Below are 16,531 nucleotides of genomic sequence, written 5' to 3'. Positions count from 1 at the left end.
CTGGCAAGACTCGAACTCGGGGCGCGACAAGTCAAGCACCGCGCACGATGGACCTGACCTGGTGAGCGATCTCGACGTCCTCGCGCGCGGTGACGACGAAGCTGCGCACCGCCGCACCCGGCGCGGTGATCTCGGTGTCCCCGTCGACCGGCCGATCGGCGTCGACCGCCACCCCGAGGAACGCCAGGCCTGCCGCGGTCCTGGCACGGACGACCGGCTGGTGCTCGCCGACACCGCCGGTGAACACGAGGACGTCCACGCCGTTCATGGCCGCCGCCATCGCCGCGATCTCCCGCCGCAGGCGGTGGAGGTAGACCGCCAGCGCGGGCTGGTCGGCCTCGTTCGCCACGATGTCGCGCAGGTCGCCGCTGCCACCGGTCAGCCCGGCGAGCCCGCTGCGGTGTTCGAGCAGGTCCGACAGCTCGTCGGCGGACACGCCGCCGTGGTGCAGCAGCCACAGCACCAGCCCCGGGTCGACGTCACCCGACCGCGTCGCCATCACGAGACCGGCGAGCGGCGTGAACCCCATCGTCGTGTCGACGGACCGGCCGCCCGCGATCGCCGCGAGCGACGCGCCTGCGCCCAGGTGGCAGCTGACGATCCGCCGGTCCGGCCCGGCCAGCTCGGCCACCCGCCGCGCGACGTGCGCGTGCGAGAGGCCGTGGAACCCGTAGCGGCGCAACGACCACCGCTCGTTCCACTCCTTGGGCAGCGCGTACGTCCTGGCCGCGGCAGGCAGGTCGTGGTGGAACGCGGTGTCGAAGCACGCGACCGAGGGCACGCCGGGCAGGACGGTGCCGACGGCGTCGATGCCGGCCACGCCGCGCGGCTGGTGCAGGGGTGCCAGCTCGGTGAGGGCCGCGACGCGGTCGCGGACGTCCTCGTCGAGCAGGACCGGCTCGCTGAACTCGGCGCCACCGTGCACGATCCGGTGCCCGACCGCGTCCACGTGGGGCAGCCCGGCGACGAAGTCCGCCAGTCCCCCGGTCTCGCCGTCCCACCGTTCGAGCGTGGTGGCCTCGACGACCTCGTCCGCGTCGGCCACGAGCGCGAGCTTCAGGCTCGACGAGCCCGCGTTGACGACCAGCACGCGCCCCATCAGTACGGCCACACCCAGTCGAGGACCTCGGGCAGGTCCTCGCCGTGCTCGCGGGTCCACTGGTGGTGGCGGGCCCGCAGGTCGGCCATGCGCTGCCGGATCAGCGCGGTGCGCGCCCCGAGGTGCGGCACCCGGTCCAGCACGTCGATGACCAGCCGGAACCGGTCGAGGTCGTTGAGCACGAGCATGTCGAACGGGGTGGTCGTGGTGCCTTCTTCCTTGTAGCCGCGCACGTGGATGTTGTGGTGGTTGGTGCGCCGGTAGGTCAGGCGGTGGATCAGCCACGGGTAGCCGTGGTAGGCGAAGATCACCGGTTTGTCCGTGGTGAACGTGGCGTCGAACTCGGGGTCGGTCATGCCGTGCGGGTGCTCGGTGTGCGGTTGCAGGCGCATCAGGTCGACCACGTTGACCACCCGCACCTTCAGCTCGGGCAGCTGCTCGCGCAGGATGGACGTGGCGGCCATGACCTCCAGGGTGGGCGCGTCACCCGCGCAGGCCAGGACCACGTCCGGATCACCGCCGTCCTCGTTCCCGGCCCAGTCCCAGATGCCGGCGCCGCGGGTGGCGTGCAGGACCGCCTCGTCCATCGGCAGCCAGTCCGGGCTCTCGTTCTTGCCTGCCACCACGACGTTGACGTAGTCGCGGCTGCGCAGGCAGTGGTCCGCCACCGACAGCAGCGTGTTCGTGTCCGGCGGCAGGTACACGCGGATGACCTCGGCCTTCTTGTTCATCACGTGGTCGATGAACCCGGGGTCCTGGTGGGAGAAACCGTTGTGGTCCTGCCGCCACACGTGCGAGGTCAGCAGGTAGTTCAGCGACGCGACCGGCCGCCGCCACGGCAGCGCCTTGCTGGTCTTGAGCCACTTGGCGTGCTGGTTGAACATCGAGTCGACGATGTGGATGAACGCCTCGTAGCAGGAGAACAGGCCGTGGCGGCCGGTGAGCAGGTAGCCCTCCAGCCAGCCCTGGCACAGGTGCTCGGACAGCACCTCGACCACACGCCCGTCGTGGACCAGGTGCTCGTCGACCGGGAGCACGCCGGCCTGCCACTGCTTCCCGGTCGCCTCGTACACCGCGTCGAGCCGGTTCGACGCCGTCTCGTCGGGCCCGAAGAGCCGGAAGTTCCGCGCGTCGGCGTTGTCCAGGACGACATCCCGCAGGAAATGGCCGAGCACGCGGGTCGGCTCCGAGGTCGTGCCGCCGTGCTTGCCCACCTCCGCCGCGTAGTCCCGGAAGTCCGGCAGGTGCAGCGGACGCAGCAGCAGACCGCCGTTGGCGTGCGGGTTGGCACCCATCCTGCGGTCGCCGTCCGGCACCTGGTCCAGCAGCTCGGCCGCCGGCGCGCCGTTGTCGTCGAACAGCTCCTCCGGCCGGTAGGAGCGCAGCCACTCCTCCAGCAGCGCGAGGTGTTCCGGGTTGTCCCGCACCCCGGACAGCGGAACCTGGTGCGCCCGCCACGTGTCCGTCACCGGCACACCGTCCACTTCGGACGGACCGGTCCAGCCCTTCGGGGAGCGCAGCACGATCACCGGCCAGCGCGGGCGGGTGCGGTCGCCGCCGGTGCGGGCGCGTTGCTGGATGGCGGCGATCTCGTCGAGCGCACCGTCCAGCGCCGCGGCCATGTCCCGGTGTGTCTGTGCGGTGTCAGTGCCGGAGCCGGTGACGTAGCGCGGCGCGTAGCCGTAGCCCCGCAGCAGCGCGTCCAGTTCCTCCTCCGGGATGCGGGCCAGCACGGCCGGGTTGGCGATCTTGTAGCCGTTGAGGTGCAGGATCGGCAGCACCACGCCGTCGTGCACCGGGTCGAGGAACTTGTTGGCGTGCCAGCTGGTCGCGAGCGGCCCGGTCTCCGCCTCGCCGTCACCGACGACGCACGCCACGACCAGGTCCGGGTTGTCGAACGCGGCGCCGTACGCGTGGGCGAGCGAGTAGCCAAGCTCGCCACCTTCGTGGATGGACCCGGGCACCTCCGGCGCGACGTGGCTCGGCACGCCACCGGGGAACGAGAACTGCCTGAACAGCGCGCGCATGCCCGCCTCGTCGCGCTGCACGGCCGGGTTGGCGGCGGTGTAGCTGCCCTCCAGCCACGTGTTCGCGAGCATCGCGGGCCCGCCGTGGCCGGGGCCGATCACGACCATGGTGTTGAGGTCACGCGCCCGGATCACGCGGTTGAGGTGCGTGTAGAGGAAGTTCAGGCCGGGCGTGGTACCCCAGTGCCCGAGCAGCCGCGGTTTGATGTGCTCGCGGCGCAGCGGTTCGCGCAGCAGCGGGTTGTCGAGCAGGTAGATCTGGCCCGCGGACAGGTAGTTCGCCGCCCGCCAGTACGCGTCGAGGGCCTGCTGGTCGAGTGCGTTGTCGGTCACCGGTGTTCGCTCCCCGTGGTCGGCCTTCGTGGGGTGGGGGTGCCCGTCCGGGGCCGGACCTATGCGTGGCCGCGCCCGCCACCTCCGATCGGGTGGCGGGCGACCTGGTAGTCCTTTGTGGATGGTGAGGTTCGTCTCCACCGGCCGAACCGGACGGACTGGTCGGTTATGGTGGCGCCAACGGCGCGGCACGCGTCGTTCCGGACGAGCGCGTCGTACCCGGCCCGGCGAAGACGACGCACCACCACCATGAACTGGATCATCCTGGCCGTCTCCGGCCTGTTCGAAACCGTCTGGGCGATCGCACTGGGCAAGAGCGCCGGTTTCACCCGCCTCGTGCCGTCAGCGGTGTTCGCCGTCGCACTCGTCGCGAGCATGGCGGGCCTCGCCATCGCCATGCGCACCATCCCGGTCGGCACCGCCTACGCGGTGTGGGTCGGCATCGGCGCCGTCGGCACCGCCGTGTTCGGCATGCTGTACCTCGACGAACCGGTCACCGTCGTGCGGTTGTGCTGCCTGCTGCTGATCGTCGCGGGTGTCGTGGGGCTGAAACTGGCCCACTGAGACTGGGGAGGGGTATGACATCGCCGCGGTTCCGCGCCGCGGCTCGCGGTGACGCCGAGAAGGTGGGCCTGCTGCACGCGGAGAGCTGGCGCAGGCACTACCGGGGTGCCTACGCCGACGCGTACCTCGACGGCGACGTCGTCCAGGAACGCGTCGCGGAGTGGTCCGCGCGGCTCGCCGACCAGACCGGCACCGCGACCGTGCTCGCCGAGGACCCCGCAGGGCTCGCGGCCTTCGTGCACGTCATGTTCGACAAGGACGACCGCTGGGGCAGCCTGGTGGACAACCTGCACGTCAGCCACGACCGGCAGCGCGGTGGCATCGGCGCCGCGCTCATGGCACGCGCGGCGGCAGCGGTCGCGTCGCACGCGGTGCGCAAGGCGATGTACCTGTGGGTGCTGGAGCAGAACACCGCCGCCCAGGGGTTCTACCGCGCGATCGGTGGCACCGGCCTCGACCTGACGCCGGTGCCACCGCCTGGCGGCGTGCCACAGCGGCTCGACGGTGTGCCCCTGATGCGGCGCTTCGTCTGGCCGGACCTCCCGGACGTCGTAGTGCGGTGAGTCAGCGCAGGATGCCCTCGTGGAGCGCGCGCAGCACCGCCTTGGTGCGGTCGCGGGCGCCGAGCTTGAGCAGGATCGTCGACACGTGGTTCTTGACGGTGCCCTCCGCGAGGAACAGCAGTTCCGCGATCTCCCGGTTGGTGCAGCCCTGCGCCATGAGCCGCAGCACCTCCAGCTCCCGTTCGGTGAGGTCCTGCACCGGGGGTGCGTCGGCGCCGGCGGGGGACGGGCCGGACCGGATCGCGCGGACGAGGCGGTCGGTGATGGCGGGGGCGATGAGCGTGCCGCCGCCCGCGAGGGTCGCGACGGCGTGGGTCAGCTGTTCGAGGGTGACGTCCTTGAGGAGGTAGCCGCGGGCGCCCGCGCGCAGCGCGTCGAGCACGAGGGTGTCGTCGTCGAACGTGGTCAGCACGAGCACCGGCAGGTCGACGCCGCGTTCCCGCAACCGGTTGAGCGTCCAGATGCCGTCGTGGCGGGGCATCCGCAGGTCGAGCAGCACCACGTCGGGCCTGGTCTCCTCGATCGCCGTGAGCGCGGCGCCGCCGTCGTCGGCCTCGCCGACGACCTCGACGCCCGCCAGGTCGAGCAGGGCGCGGATGCCGTGGCGCACCAGGGTCTGGTCGTCGACGAGCAGCACGCGGGTCATCGGACCGGCACCGTCGCCGTGACCGTGAACCCGGCGGCGCCGTCGACGTCGACCGCCCCGCCGAGGGCGGTGACGCGTTCGGACAGGCCACGCAACCCGTTGCCCGCCAGCACGTCCGGGGCGCCGCACCCGTCGTCGGCCGCGGTCAGCCGGATGTGGTCGCCGTCGCGGACCACCTCGACCCGCAGCGTGCTCGCGTTCCCGTGCCGGAGCGTGTTCGTGACGATCTCCTGCATCGCGCGCACCAGCACGGCGGTCTGTTCCTCGTCGGTGGTGACCGCGTCGTCGATGTGGACCGCGACCGCCAGCCCGGGCACCTGTCTGCCGACGCGCCGCAACGCCTCCGCCAGGTCGGCGGCGTGCTCGGTGCGCAGGGTGCCGACGGTCGTGCGGACGTCCGCGAGCAGGTCCCGCGCCACCGTGCGCGCCCGCTCGACGTGCTCGCGCGCCGGGCCGTCCGCCCGGTGCCGCGCCGCCTCCAGCTCCAGTGTCAGCACGGTGAGCTGGTGCCCGATGAGGTCGTGCAGCTCGCGCGAGATCCGCAGCCGCTCCGCGGTGCGCGCGGACTCCTCCAGCAGCACCCCCGCGGCACTCAGCTCCACGTTAATCTCGGTCAGCTCGCGGCGCACCCGGCGCTCCCGCAGCGACGCCGCGATGCTGAGCACGGACGCGACCTGGATCAGCGCGTAGAACCCGCTCGCGGTCAGCACGGTGACGGCGTCGGCGCCCTGCCTGCCCGCGGTCACGGCGACGACCGCGGTGTTCGCGCAGGCGACAGTGAACGCGACCGGCACACCGACGACCTCCGCGCCGAGCGCGGCGAGCGCGACCAGCAGGACCGGCAGCAACCCGGCGCCCGGCGCGGACACGACCAGGCCCCAGCTGACCACGACCGCCAGCCCGAAGAGGCTGTACCGCACGGTCCCGCGCTCGGTGAACAACGCCGCGAGCGCCGCGCCGAGCACGGTCGCGAAGCCGGTCAGCCACACCGCGAGCGGCACGTCGGGCTCGGCGCCCAGCACCACCGGCACCCCGACACCCACGCACACGACGAGCATCGCGAGACCCGACCACTCGTCCGGTCCGAACCGGTTCATGCCAACACACTAGAGAAACGGACATCGCGGACGGGGGTGCCGATGGTCATGGTCACGATCACTGACCGGCGGCACCCGCGGACCGGGGGCCGCCGCACCTAGCGTCGCCGTCATGAGTGAACCGGCCATCCTGGTGGCACACCTGCACAAGCGGTACGGCGACGTCGTCGCGGTGGACGACGTGACCCTGACTGTCGAGCCCGGCGAGGTGGTCGCGATCGTCGGGGCCAACGGCGCAGGCAAGACGTCCACGGTGGAGATGGTCGCCGGGCTGCGTACCCCGGACCGCGGCCGGGTCGCCGTGCTCGGCCTCGACCCGAGGCGGGACCGGGCGGCACTGCGGCAGGTGCTGGGGGTGCAGCTGCAGGAGCCGTACCTGCACCACTCGCTCACCGTCGCCGAGCTCGTCGACCTGTACCGCAGCTTCTACCGCGCTCCGAGACCGGCGGCCGAGCTGCTCGACGTGGTCGAGCTGGGGGAGCAGCGCGGCACCCGGTTCGAGCGGCTCTCCGGCGGCCAGCAGCAGCGGCTGTCGATCGCGCTCGCCCTCGTCGGCAGGCCGAAGGTGGTGATCCTCGACGAGCTGACCACCGGCCTCGACCCGCGTGCCAGGCGGCGGGTGTGGGCGGCGATCGACGCGTTGCGTGAGGAGACCGTGCTGCTGGTGAGCCACGCGATGGACGAGGTGGAGCGGCTGTGCGACCGGGTCGCGGTCCTCGACCACGGCCGGATCGTCGCGCTCGGCCCACCCGCCGAGCTGATCGCGAAGGCGGGCGCGAGCTCGCTCGAGGAGACCTTCATGGCACTGACCGGAACCGAACCGGAGGAAGCATGAGCACCCCGATGGCCGCGTGGCTGACGTTGACGAAGTGCGAGGCGCGGATGGTCGTGCGCGACACGGCAGGGCTCGTGGTGCCGATCGCGCTGCCGATGCTGGTACTGGTGATGAACGCGTCGGCCGCGGCGGGACAGGAGGTCCCCGGCGGCCGCTCCGCATTGGACATGCACGTGCTGCCGCTGGTGTTCGCGATCGTCCTGGCGTCGATCGGTGTGATCAACATGCCGAGCTTCCTCGCCTACTACCGGCGTGCGGGGATCCTGCGCCGCCTCGCCGTCACCCCGGTGTCACCGCTGCTGGTGCTCGTCGCCCAGCTGCTGGTGAGCCTGGCGCAGGCGCTGATCGGCATCGGGTTGGCGTTCGCGGTGGCCGTGCTCGGTTTCGGCGCCCGCCCCCCGGCGGCGGCAGGCGCGGCGGTGCTGGCGATGACGTTGTCGATCCTGGCGTTGTACGCGGTGGGCATGGTGGTCGCGTCGCTGGCGCCGACCCCGAACTCGGCGGTCGCCATCGGCCTGATCGCGTTCTTCGTCCTCGGCGCGGTGGGCGGTATGTTCGGCGGCGTCGACGCCCTCCCGGACGTGGTGGCCGAGGTGGGTTCGTGGCTCCCGTTCGGCGCCACCGTCGACGCCCTGTCCCACGCCTGGGCGGGCGCTCCGGTCCCGGCGGACACCATCGCCGCGCTGGTCGCCGTGACCGCGGCGGGCGTCACCGTGGCGACGGTGTGGTTCCGCTGGAACTGAGTGGTTTGGGCCGGGGTTGTCGTGGGTACAGGTCCCCGGATGAAAGGGGATCACCGGATGGACGTCGACGACCCGGGCGGGCGTCTCTTGGGTGGCCGTTACCGGCTCGGGACCCTCGTCGGGCAGGGTGGCGCAGCGACCGTGTACGAGGCGGTCGACGTCGTGCTGGGCCGCCGGGTCGCGGTGAAGCTGTTCGAGGCGGTGGATCCCCTGGGGCGCTACCGGTTCGCGTCCGAGGCGCGGCTGCTGGCCGGGCTGTCGCACCCGGGCCTGGTGACCGTGTACGACGTCGACCTCGACGGCGACCGGCCGTTCCTGGTGCTGCGCCTGGTCGACGGGCCCAGCCTGCGTGACCTGCTCGCGGGCGGGGCGTTCGAACCGGCCGCGGTGGCGCGGATCGGTGTCCGGCTCGCGACGGTCCTGGCCTACGTCCACGCCCACGACGTGGTGCACCGGGACATCAAGCCCGGCAACGTCCTCGTCGACTCGTCGGGTGCCTGCCACCTCACCGACTTCGGGCTCGCCCGCGCCAGGAGCGCGACGCACCTGACCAGCCCGGGGCAGTACGTCGGCACCGCGGCCTACCTCGCGCCGGAGCAGATCACCGATCCCGACGTGGGTCCGGCCGCGGACATCTACTCGCTCGGCCTGCTGCTGCTCGAATGCCTCACCGGACGCACCGAGTACACGGGGAACGTGGCGGAGACCGCGGTGGCCCGCCTGTCCCGGCCACCGCGGATCCCCGACACCCTCCCGGGTTCGTGGTCGGCGGTGCTCACGGCGATGACCGCGCGGGAGCCTGCCGCCCGCCCGGACGCCGCTCGCTGTGCCGCGTTGCTGGCCGCCGTCACCGACAAGGTCACGGTCGAGGTGCCACGACCCCGGTCGGTCTCGCCGCGACCCGTCCACACCGGTCTGGTGGCGCTGGCGCTCCTCGCGGTGGCCGGCGCGGTCGCCGCCGTGCCGCAGACCGTGCCAGGGCGGCCGTTGGGCGAGCCCGCGGCGGTGACGCCGGGGATCTCAGGCACCACCGACCGGGCGCCGGGGGTACGGCCGCCGGCACCCGCCGACCAGGACGCCACGGGCTCCCAGCGGGGCCCCGGTCCCGCGGTCCCGGCCGATGTCCCGGCAGGTGGTGCCAACAGCGGCGCGGCGAACGGCTCGGACAGCACCCCGCCGAGCGGCCCCGACGCGAACAACGGCCAGGGCAAGGGCGCGGACAAGGGCAAGGACGGCCAGCAGGGCAAGGGAAACAAGCCCCGGTGAACCGGGTTGCCATGCCCTCGTGATGGCCGGAACGTGATCGCGGTCCGGTGTCAGGGTTCCCGCGACAGGCGTTCCCGTCGCGTCGCCAGGAAGGATCGTTCGGTGTCGTTGGTGGCGAGGGTGATCGCCTCGTCGTAGGCGGCGACGGCCTCGGCGGTGCGGCCGAGGCGGGCGAGCAGGTCCGCGCGGGTGGCGGGCAGCAGGTGGTAGCCCGGCAGGTCCAGCTCGTCGACGATGGCCAGCGCCAGCGCCGGTCCGTGCACCTCGGCGACGGCGACCGCGCGGTTGAGCGCCACGATCGGGGTCGGGGTGTGCGCCAACAGCTGGTCGTAGAGCGACAGCACCTGTGTCCAGTCGGTCGCGGGCCCGTCGGTGTGCACGGCGTTGATCGCGGCCTGCAGCTGGTAGGGCCCCGGCTGGCCCCGGCGCAGGCACCGCCGCACCAGCTCGTGCCCTTCGGCGATCAGTTCCCGGTTCCACGCCGACCGGTCCTGCTCCGCGAGCGGCACCAGCTCGCCCGCCGGTCCCATCCGCGCGGGCCGCCGGGCTTCGACGAGCAGGAGCAGCGCCAGCAGCCCGGTCACCTCCGGCTCGTCGGGCATCAGGTCGGCGAGTGCTCGCGCCATGCGGACGGCCTCCAGGCTCAGGTCGGTCCGCAGCAGGTCCCCCGAGGTGGACGTGTACCCCTCGTTGAAGATCAGGTAGAGCACGGTGAGCACCGAGGCCAGCCGGCCGGGGAGTTCGGCGGCGTCGGGCACCCGGTAGGGGATGCCCGCGTCGCGGATCTTCTTCTTCGCGCGGACGATCCGCTGGTAGACGGTCGCCTCCGGCACCAGGTAGGCCCGCGCGATCTCCGGCGCGTCCAGGCCGCCGAGCAGTCGCAGGGTGAGCGCGGTCTGCGCGAGCGGCGACAGCGCGGGGTGGCAGCAGGTGAAGATCATGCGGAGCTGGTCGTCGCGCACCGGTCCCACCTCCTCGGGTTCGCCGGGTTGGTTCAGCAGCAGCGCCTGTGCGTGGCGGGCGTGCCGGGTGGATTCCCTGCGCAGGCGGTCGATCGCCCGGTTGCGGGCGGTCGTCACGATCCACGCGCCCGGATTGGCGGGCAGTTCCTCGTCCCACTTCCGGACGGCCACCGCGAACGCCTCCTGCACGGCCTCCTCGGCGAGCCCGATGTCTCCGAGGAGGCGCGTCAGCGTGGCCACGCACCGGCCGTACTCCGCCCGGTAGACGCTGTCCAGGTCCATCCGCGCTCATTCCCCCGGGACGATGTTGAACGGCCGCACCTCGATCGGGCGCCCGCAGGCCAGTGCGCACTTGTCGGCCCAGGCCAGCGCCTGGTCGAGGTCGTCGACCTGGATGACCCAGAAGCCCCCGAGCTGCTCCTTCGTCTCGGCGAACGGGCCGTCGGTCATCGTGGTCGTGCCGCCCGAGGGGCGGACGACCGTGGAGGCGTGCGACGGCAGCAGGCCGCCGACGAACACCCACGACCCGGCGGCCTTCATCTCGTCGGTGACCTTGCCCGTCGCGGCCATCTGCCGCCGCGTCTCCTCGTCGGACTCCGGCGCGCTCTCGTCGAGCTGGACGGCGAGCAGGTACTGCTTCATGGCGAACCCCTCCGAGGATCAGACAGGCGGTGACCGGTCCGTTGCCGGTCTCTCACCCAGGCCACGAACGGGCGCGACGCCATTCGACACCACCGAGGAAGAATTTTCCGACGGCCACCCACCCGCGTACGCGCAAGGTAGCGGAACGCGGCGACGGCCCGGTGATCATCCGCGCCAGGTGCTGATGGCGTTCGCGGTGACGATGGCCGTGATGGCCAGCCACTCGATCGCCTCCGGGGTCTGGTCGAGGAACAACAGCCCGGCCAGCGCGGCCACCACCGGGTTGACGCTCATGAACACCCCGAAGAAGTGGGCCGGGACCCGCCGCAGCGCCAGCACGTCGGTGAGGAACGGCACCGCGGACGACAGCACCCCGGCCGCCGCGGCGCACCACAGCGCGGCCGGTGTCGGCGGGTGCGACAGCAGCACCACCACACCGACCGGGACGAACAGCAACCCCGACATCCCGGCCGCGGCCGCCGTCCCCGCCACGCCGGGCAGCCGCCGCCCGACCGACCGGTTGAGCAGGATGTACGACGCCCAGCACGCGGCGGCCAGCAGGCCGAGGCCGATGCCGACGTAGTCCGTGGTCGGCTGCGGGCGGGACAGTGCCACCACGCCTGCCGCGGCGACGGCCGCGCAGCCGAGGTCGAGCGCGCGGCGGGAGCCGGACAACGCCACCGCGAGCGGACCGAGGAACTCGAGCGTCACCGCCAGCCCGAGCCCGATGCGGTCGATCGCGGTGTACAGCGACAGGTTCATCGTCGCGTACACCGCCGCCAGCAGCAGTACCGGCCACCACTGCGCCCAGGTGAACGACCGCACCCTCGGCCTGCCGATCGCCAGCAGCACCGCGGCCGCGACCCACTGGCGCACCGCGACCACGCCGGCCGGGCCGAGCACGTCGAACGCGGTCGCGCCGAGTGCCGCGCCGGTCTGGTTCGACACCCCGCTGCCCAGCATCATCGCGATCCCGGCGGCCCGGCCGGGTTCCGCCGGTGCCGCCGGGCCGGCCGGAGCCCGCTGTGCCGTCGTCCGCATGGGACCGAGACTGCGCCACCGCGACGGTTGCGCAAAATGCATCGGACGCGTCGGCTATACGCTCTGGTCATGGATGTCGAGCTGCGGCAGCTGCGGTGCCTCGTCGCGATCGTGGACGAGGGCACGTTCACCGACGCGGCCGGTGCGCTCGGGGTGTCCCAGGCGGCCGTCTCCCGCACGCTGGCCGCGCTCGAGTCCGCGCTCGGCGTCCGGCTGCTGCGGCGGACCAGCCGCGAGGTCGTGCCCACCGCGGTCGGCGGCCGCGTCATCACGCGCGCCCGGCGCCTGCTGGCCGAGGCAGGCGACCTGGTGCGCGAGGCGACCTCGGGGCACAGCGCGCTGCGCATCGGCTACGCGTGGTCCGCCATGGGCAGGCACACCGTGGCGTTCCAGCGCCGCTGGGCCGTGCTGCACCAGGACGTCGAACTCCACATGGTGCGCACCAACTCCGCCACCGGCGGGCTCGCGGAAGGCGCGTGCGATCTCGCGGTGACGCGCACCGAACCCGACCGGCGGCGCTTCGACGGCGTCATCGTGGGCCTCGAGCGGCGGTACTGCGCCATGGCTTCGGACGACCCGTGGGTGCGCCGCCGGTCCCTGCGGCTCGCCGAGATCGCGGACCGCAGGCTCGTCATCGACCGGCGCAGCGGCACGACGACCACCGACCTGTGGCCGCCGGACGGCAGGCCCGAGGTGGAGTACACCCAGGACGTCGACGACTGGCTGACGGTCATCGCCACCGGTCGCTGCGTCGGCGTCACCGCGGAGAGCACCGTCGCCCAGTACCCGCGACCCGGCGTGACGTTCCGCGCCGTCCGCGACGCCACGCCCATCCCGGTGCGGCTGATCTGGTGGCGCGACGACCCGCACCCGTCGACCCGTGCCGCCGTCGCACTGCTCACCGAGCTGTACCGGACCTGACCGGCCGGTACAACCGGCTGTTGTGACGCGCCGCGGGCGCGGTTGTTGGATCTTGCCCGTCGTTGCCCGCTGTGCTGTGCGCCGTTCACCGAGGGAAGGCGGCGGAAGTGGCGCGGCGGCGGCTGGGGCGGCGGTTCGGGTGGTTGTGGGCGGCCTACGCCGTCAGTGCGTACGGTTCCGGGTTCGGGTTCGGCGCCCTGCCGTTGATCGCCGTGCTCGTGTTGCACGCCAGTCCGGCGCAGGTGTCGGCGTTGTCCGCGGTGGGGCCCGCGGTGGGGGCGTTGATCGCGTTGCCGCTCGGGCCGTGGGTGGAGTTCCGGCGCAAGCGGCCGGTGATGATCGCCATGGATCTCCTGCGGTTCCTCGCGATGCTGTCCGTACCGGTCGCGTATGCCTTGGGGTGGCTCGGTTTCGTTCAGCTGCTCGTCGTGTCGGCGGCGCTGGCCGCGGCCAAGATCGCGTTCGGCGCGGCGGGCGGGGCCTTCCTCAAGGCCGTGGTGCGGCCGGACGACCTGCTCGTCGCGAACGCCCGGTTCGAGTCGACGACGTGGAGTGCCACCGCGATCGGGCCGCCGCTGGGTGGCGCGGCGATCGGCCTGTTCGGGCCGGTCGTCACCGCGGTGGCCGACGCGTGCGGCTACCTGTTGTCCGCGTTGGGCATCATCGCGGTTCGCGGCCGGGAGGAGCGTCCGGTCCGGACTCCCGGACGTCGTGGTCGTGAGCTGGTCGCGGGCTGGCGGCACATCCTCGCGCACCGCGGGCTGCGGGCGCTCTACGTCAACGTCCTGCTCGTCAACGGGTCGATCATCGCCACCGAGCCGCTGCTGGCGGTGCTCATGCTCGGCCCGCTCGGGTTCGCGCCATGGCAGTTCGGGCTCGCGTTCGCCGTGCCCTGTGCTGGCGGGCTCATCGGGTCGCGGCTGGCCCGGCGTGTCGTGGGCCGGTACGGGCGGGGGACCGTGCTCCGGGTGGCGGGGTCGTTGCGCGCCGTGTGGCTGATCGGGTTGGCGTTCACCCCGGCCGGGGTCGGCGGTCTGGTCCTGGTGATGGTCCTGGAGTTCGCGATCATCGTCAGCGTCAGCCTGTTCAACCCGGTGCTCGCCACCTACCGGCTCGAACACACCCCGGACGACCGGATCGCGCGCACGCTGGCCGCGTGGTCGGTCAGCAGCAGCGCCGCCATCGCCGCCTGCACCGCCCTTGCCGGTGTGCTGGCCTCCGCCACCAGCCCACGTGCCGCGATCACCGTCGTCGGACTGGTCGCCCTGGCCAGCCCGCTGTTGCTGTGCCCGGTGGTCAGGCCGCGCGGTGGTGACCGGCCGGGCGGAGGTGTGGCCGTCCGGTCGGGCCCGCCACGTCCGGGGCGGCCGGATCGGTGACGCCGCCCGCCGCACCCGACGCCGTGCCGTCCGTGGTGGCGGCCCTGGTGCCGTCCGGGGCGTGCGGGCGGTGGCGGCGGTTGACCACGATCATCAGGCCCAGCCCCAGCACCAGCAGGCCGTGCCCCAGGACGCGGGAGACCGGTGCCGCACCGGTGGCCAGGTCGTGGGCCGAGTACGCGAACAGCACCACCACGAACCCGGCGAGCACCGGCACCAGCCCGGACGTCGCCCTCGGCCGGAACGCGGCCCACAGCATCCCGATGCCCAGCGCCAGGTTCCAGGCGGTGCTCTCGTTGAACAGGTGGCCTGCGACGGCGGGTGCGGTCTCGTGCCCCACGTGCATGGCGGTGGTGCCCATCCCGACGAGTTGGCTCAGCCCCAGCGTCACCTGCGCGACGGCCACGCACACCAGCGCGCCCCGCACCCACCAGCCCTGCGCGGGTTCGATCTCGGGCGCGTTCGCCAGGATCGCCTCGCTGAGGTCGGGGACCGGGGTGGCGGGGCGCACCCGCAGCGAGCGGTTCAGCTCCTCGCTCCGGCGCTGCCACGCCCGGCACGCACCGCACTCGGCCAGGTGCGCGTCGACCTGCTCGGCGGGGGCGGGCTCGGCCTCGCCGTCCAGCCTGGCCGACAGGGACTCACGACACGTCACGCAATCCACGGTCTCATTGTCGTTCTGACGAGGCGTGTGGTTCCCGGCGGTGTGTCGGATACGCTCCGGGCCTGTGGGGACTCCTCGGGACGTCGACGAGCTGACCGAGTCGGCGTTCGCCGCGGGCAAGGGCGATCGCGGCGCGCTGGAGCGGTTCGTGCGGGCGTCGCAGCGGGACGTGTGGCGGCTTGTCGCGCATCTCGCTGGTGTCGGTCTCGCGGACGACCTCACGCAGGAGACCTATCTGCGGGCGCTGCCCAGTCTGTCGTCGTTCGCGGGCCGGTCGTCCGCGCGGACGTGGTTGATGTCGATCGCGCGGCGGGTCGTGGTGGACCACATCAGGACCGTGACGTCTCGGCCGAGGACCACCGGCGCCGTGGACTGGACCCAGGTCGCCGACCGGGGGCAGGCCGCCGCTCACGACAACGTGGCGGGTTTCGAGGACATCGTCGAGCTCGACCTCCTCCTCGACGGGCTCCTGCCGGAGCGCAGGGAAGCACTCGTCCTGACCCAGGTGCTGGGCCTGTCCTACGCGGAGGCGGCCGACATCTGCGGCGTGCCGGTCGGCACCATCCGGTCCCGCGTGTCACGCGGCAGGCAGGACCTCCTCGACGCGGACGAGGCCCGCCAGGACGGCACCGGCTGAGCCGTACTCCGCCGGGTACGCCGGCCCTGCTGCTGGTGCTGTGTCCACTTGCGGTGGCCGGGGTGGGTTCGTGGTTTGTCCTTGCCGGATGGGTTTGCCTCCGGCGGCTCCTCGCCGGAGGGGCAGGTCTCTGGGATGGCAGGCAGCCTCGGGTGTGGTGTGGGGCTCGCGCCCCTTCGCGCCTGCGCGCCTTCACAGCGGCGGCGATGTCCTGAACGCGCCTTTCACGGCAACCAGCCCGCCCCCGGTACGGCGCGCTAGGTCATCTGCTGGAGGCCGATCACCGACAGCAGTCGCAGCGCGTCGTGAGCCGGGGTGCCCGGTTCGGCGGTGAACAGCACGACGTGCTGGTCGCGTTCGGGGACCAGCAGGATGTCGCAGTTCAGGGTGATCGGGCCGACCTGCGGGTGGTCGACCACCTTGACCAGGTGGCGCTGGCCGGAGACTTCGGGGCTCGGCCACAGCGCGGCGAACTCGGGGCTGCCGGCGCGCAGCTCACGAACCAGGTCCTGCGTCGCCGGGTCGCTCTGGTACCGGGCGGCGGCCGCACGCAGGTGCCGGACCGCGAACCGGCCGAAGTCGGCGCCGTCGGAGATGCCGTAGTGCCTGCGGGCCGGGTCCGGGTGCAGGAAGTACCGGCGGATCATGTTGCGTTCCCGGCGCGGCTGGGCCGAGAAGTCCTCCAGCAGGGCCGCGGCGAGCGGGTTCCACGCGAGGATGTCGTACTTCGCGTCGAGCACGACGGCCGCGGTGTGCGGCAGCCGCTCGATCATGTCGAGGATCCGGTCGGGCACGTCGGCCGACGGCCCCGGCGGCTCGGCCTGCTGACCGCCGAGGGTGTACAGGTGGGCACGTTCGGCGTCGTTGAGGCGCAGCGCCCGGCCGATCGCGGCCAGCACGTGGCGCGACGGGTGCGGCCCGCGGGCCTGTTCGAGGCGCGTGTAGTACTGCGTCGAGATGTGCGCGAGCTGGGCCACCTCCTCGCGGCGCAGCCCCGGTGTGCGGCGGGGCCCGGCCGAGGGCAGGCCGACCGTCGACGGCGTCAGCCGCTCGCGGTGCAGCCGCAGGAAACGGCCCATTTCGTGCTTGTCCACCTGTCGAGCATGACCCGG

Annotated in this window: 17 protein-coding genes and 1 riboswitch; of the genes, 8 read left to right on the top strand and 9 right to left on the bottom strand. The window is 72.8% G+C overall.

Annotation, left to right across the window (positions count from 1 at the left end):
• Positions 1-31 precede the first annotated feature (31 nt).
• Together FHR82_RS35880 and FHR82_RS35875 are read right to left on the bottom strand one after the other, a co-directional pair.
• On the bottom strand, positions 32-1,111 hold the full coding sequence (locus FHR82_RS35880) for an acetate/propionate family kinase (protein WP_311771434.1): 1,080 nt from the start codon (positions 1,109-1,111) through the stop codon (positions 32-34).
• Positions 1,099-3,459 carry a phosphoketolase family protein gene (locus FHR82_RS35875; RefSeq protein ID WP_184815040.1) on the bottom strand — a complete coding sequence of 787 codons (2,361 nt, stop codon included), beginning with the start codon at positions 3,457-3,459 and terminating at the stop codon, positions 1,099-1,101. The genes FHR82_RS35880 and FHR82_RS35875 overlap by 13 nt, the downstream gene beginning before the upstream one ends.
• A gap of 177 nt (positions 3,460-3,636) precedes the next feature.
• A riboswitch (guanidine-III (ykkC-III) riboswitch) is annotated at positions 3,637-3,702 on the top strand.
• A gap of 6 nt (positions 3,703-3,708) precedes the next feature.
• On the opposite strand from FHR82_RS35875, the gene FHR82_RS35870 reads away from it, so the two are divergent.
• Together FHR82_RS35870 and FHR82_RS35865 are read left to right on the top strand one after the other, a co-directional pair.
• Positions 3,709-4,023: a DMT family transporter gene (locus FHR82_RS35870; RefSeq protein WP_184815039.1), complete on the top strand. Its 315-nt coding sequence runs from the start codon at positions 3,709-3,711 to the stop codon at positions 4,021-4,023.
• 14 nt (positions 4,024-4,037) lie between these two features.
• Positions 4,038-4,586 (top strand): GNAT family N-acetyltransferase, encoded by a 549-nt coding sequence (locus FHR82_RS35865; protein ID WP_184815038.1) that lies wholly within the window; start codon positions 4,038-4,040, stop codon positions 4,584-4,586.
• Between the two features lies 1 nt (position 4,587).
• On the opposite strand, the gene FHR82_RS35860 is transcribed toward FHR82_RS35865, so the two are convergent.
• Both FHR82_RS35860 and FHR82_RS35855 read right to left on the bottom strand, forming a co-directional pair.
• Entirely contained in the window at positions 4,588-5,232 is a 645-nt protein-coding gene (locus tag FHR82_RS35860; RefSeq protein WP_184815037.1) for a response regulator, read from the bottom strand.
• Positions 5,229-6,329 (bottom strand): sensor histidine kinase, encoded by a 1,101-nt coding sequence (locus tag FHR82_RS35855; protein WP_221464678.1) that lies wholly within the window; start codon positions 6,327-6,329, stop codon positions 5,229-5,231. The genes FHR82_RS35860 and FHR82_RS35855 overlap by 4 nt, the downstream gene beginning before the upstream one ends.
• Positions 6,330-6,441: 112 nt before the next feature.
• On the opposite strand from FHR82_RS35855, the gene FHR82_RS35850 reads away from it, so the two are divergent.
• From FHR82_RS35850 to FHR82_RS35840, 3 genes are read left to right on the top strand one after another with little or no spacing between them, the layout of a single operon-like run.
• Positions 6,442-7,164: an ABC transporter ATP-binding protein gene (locus FHR82_RS35850; protein ID WP_184815036.1), complete on the top strand. Its 723-nt coding sequence runs from the start codon at positions 6,442-6,444 to the stop codon at positions 7,162-7,164.
• Entirely contained in the window at positions 7,161-7,907 is a 747-nt protein-coding gene (locus FHR82_RS35845) for an ABC transporter permease (protein ID WP_184815035.1), read from the top strand. The genes FHR82_RS35850 and FHR82_RS35845 overlap by 4 nt, the downstream gene beginning before the upstream one ends.
• 57 nt (positions 7,908-7,964) lie before the next feature.
• A complete protein-coding gene (locus FHR82_RS35840; RefSeq protein ID WP_184815034.1) occupies positions 7,965-9,173 on the top strand; it encodes a serine/threonine-protein kinase in 1,209 nt (402 codons plus the stop codon).
• A gap of 50 nt (positions 9,174-9,223) precedes the next feature.
• On the opposite strand, the gene FHR82_RS35835 is transcribed toward FHR82_RS35840, so the two are convergent.
• The 3 genes from FHR82_RS35835 to FHR82_RS35825 form a co-directional block, all read right to left on the bottom strand.
• Complete coding sequence (locus tag FHR82_RS35835; protein WP_184815033.1) at positions 9,224-10,417, bottom strand: RNA polymerase sigma factor; 1,194 nt, start codon at positions 10,415-10,417, stop codon at positions 9,224-9,226.
• 6 nt (positions 10,418-10,423) lie between these two features.
• Positions 10,424-10,777, bottom strand: a complete 354-nt coding sequence (locus tag FHR82_RS35830) for a YciI family protein (RefSeq protein ID WP_184815032.1) — start codon at positions 10,775-10,777, stop codon at positions 10,424-10,426.
• Positions 10,778-10,942: 165 nt separating this feature from the next.
• On the bottom strand, positions 10,943-11,818 hold the full coding sequence (locus tag FHR82_RS35825; RefSeq protein WP_184815031.1) for an EamA family transporter: 876 nt from the start codon (positions 11,816-11,818) through the stop codon (positions 10,943-10,945).
• A gap of 69 nt (positions 11,819-11,887) precedes the next feature.
• Between FHR82_RS35825 and FHR82_RS35820 the strand changes: the two genes are divergently transcribed.
• Complete coding sequence (locus FHR82_RS35820) at positions 11,888-12,739, top strand: LysR family transcriptional regulator (RefSeq protein WP_184815030.1); 852 nt, start codon at positions 11,888-11,890, stop codon at positions 12,737-12,739.
• A gap of 107 nt (positions 12,740-12,846) precedes the next feature.
• Complete coding sequence (locus FHR82_RS35815) at positions 12,847-14,118, top strand: MFS transporter (RefSeq protein WP_184815029.1); 1,272 nt, start codon at positions 12,847-12,849, stop codon at positions 14,116-14,118.
• Here FHR82_RS35815 and FHR82_RS35810 read toward each other — a convergent pair.
• A complete protein-coding gene (locus FHR82_RS35810; RefSeq protein WP_184815028.1) occupies positions 14,036-14,773 on the bottom strand; it encodes a zf-HC2 domain-containing protein in 738 nt (245 codons plus the stop codon). The genes FHR82_RS35815 and FHR82_RS35810 overlap by 83 nt on opposite strands.
• A gap of 73 nt (positions 14,774-14,846) precedes the next feature.
• Here FHR82_RS35810 and FHR82_RS35805 point away from each other — a divergent pair, with 73 nt between their 5' ends.
• The gene (locus tag FHR82_RS35805) at positions 14,847-15,419 is read left to right on the top strand and encodes a sigma-70 family RNA polymerase sigma factor (protein WP_184815027.1); all 573 of its coding nucleotides are present in this window, start codon (positions 14,847-14,849) and stop codon (positions 15,417-15,419) included.
• A gap of 257 nt (positions 15,420-15,676) precedes the next feature.
• Here FHR82_RS35805 and FHR82_RS35800 read toward each other — a convergent pair whose 3' ends face one another.
• Positions 15,677-16,513 (bottom strand): helix-turn-helix transcriptional regulator, encoded by an 837-nt coding sequence (locus FHR82_RS35800; RefSeq protein WP_184815026.1) that lies wholly within the window; start codon positions 16,511-16,513, stop codon positions 15,677-15,679.
• Between the last annotated feature and the right edge of the window lie 18 nt (positions 16,514-16,531).

Origin of the sequence: Actinophytocola algeriensis (assembly GCF_014203735.1) — a bacterium.
Lineage (GTDB): Bacteria > Actinomycetota > Actinomycetes > Mycobacteriales > Pseudonocardiaceae > Actinophytocola > Actinophytocola algeriensis.
Note: the sequence above shows the minus strand (reverse complement) of the source record. Positions and strands in the feature narration are given on the sequence as shown.

What these genes read in the sequence shown, in the direction of transcription:
- FHR82_RS35870 (WP_184815039.1), top strand. Translation starts at nt 3,709, where the DNA reads ATGAACTGGATCATCCTGGCCGTCTCCGGCCTGTTCGAAACCGTCTGG.
- FHR82_RS35865 (WP_184815038.1), top strand. Translation starts at nt 4,038, where the DNA reads ATGACATCGCCGCGGTTCCGCGCCGCGGCTCGCGGTGACGCCGAGAAG.
- FHR82_RS35860 (WP_184815037.1), bottom strand. Translation starts at nt 5,232, where the DNA reads ATGACCCGCGTGCTGCTCGTCGACGACCAGACCCTGGTGCGCCACGGC.
- FHR82_RS35855 (WP_221464678.1), bottom strand. Translation starts at nt 6,329, where the DNA reads ATGAACCGGTTCGGACCGGACGAGTGGTCGGGTCTCGCGATGCTCGTC.
- FHR82_RS35850 (WP_184815036.1), top strand. Translation starts at nt 6,442, where the DNA reads ATGAGTGAACCGGCCATCCTGGTGGCACACCTGCACAAGCGGTACGGC.
- FHR82_RS35845 (WP_184815035.1), top strand. Translation starts at nt 7,161, where the DNA reads ATGAGCACCCCGATGGCCGCGTGGCTGACGTTGACGAAGTGCGAGGCG.
- FHR82_RS35840 (WP_184815034.1), top strand. Translation starts at nt 7,965, where the DNA reads ATGGACGTCGACGACCCGGGCGGGCGTCTCTTGGGTGGCCGTTACCGG.
- FHR82_RS35835 (WP_184815033.1), bottom strand. Translation starts at nt 10,417, where the DNA reads ATGGACCTGGACAGCGTCTACCGGGCGGAGTACGGCCGGTGCGTGGCC.
- FHR82_RS35830 (WP_184815032.1), bottom strand. Translation starts at nt 10,777, where the DNA reads ATGAAGCAGTACCTGCTCGCCGTCCAGCTCGACGAGAGCGCGCCGGAG.
- FHR82_RS35825 (WP_184815031.1), bottom strand. Translation starts at nt 11,818, where the DNA reads ATGCGGACGACGGCACAGCGGGCTCCGGCCGGCCCGGCGGCACCGGCG.
- FHR82_RS35820 (WP_184815030.1), top strand. Translation starts at nt 11,888, where the DNA reads ATGGATGTCGAGCTGCGGCAGCTGCGGTGCCTCGTCGCGATCGTGGAC.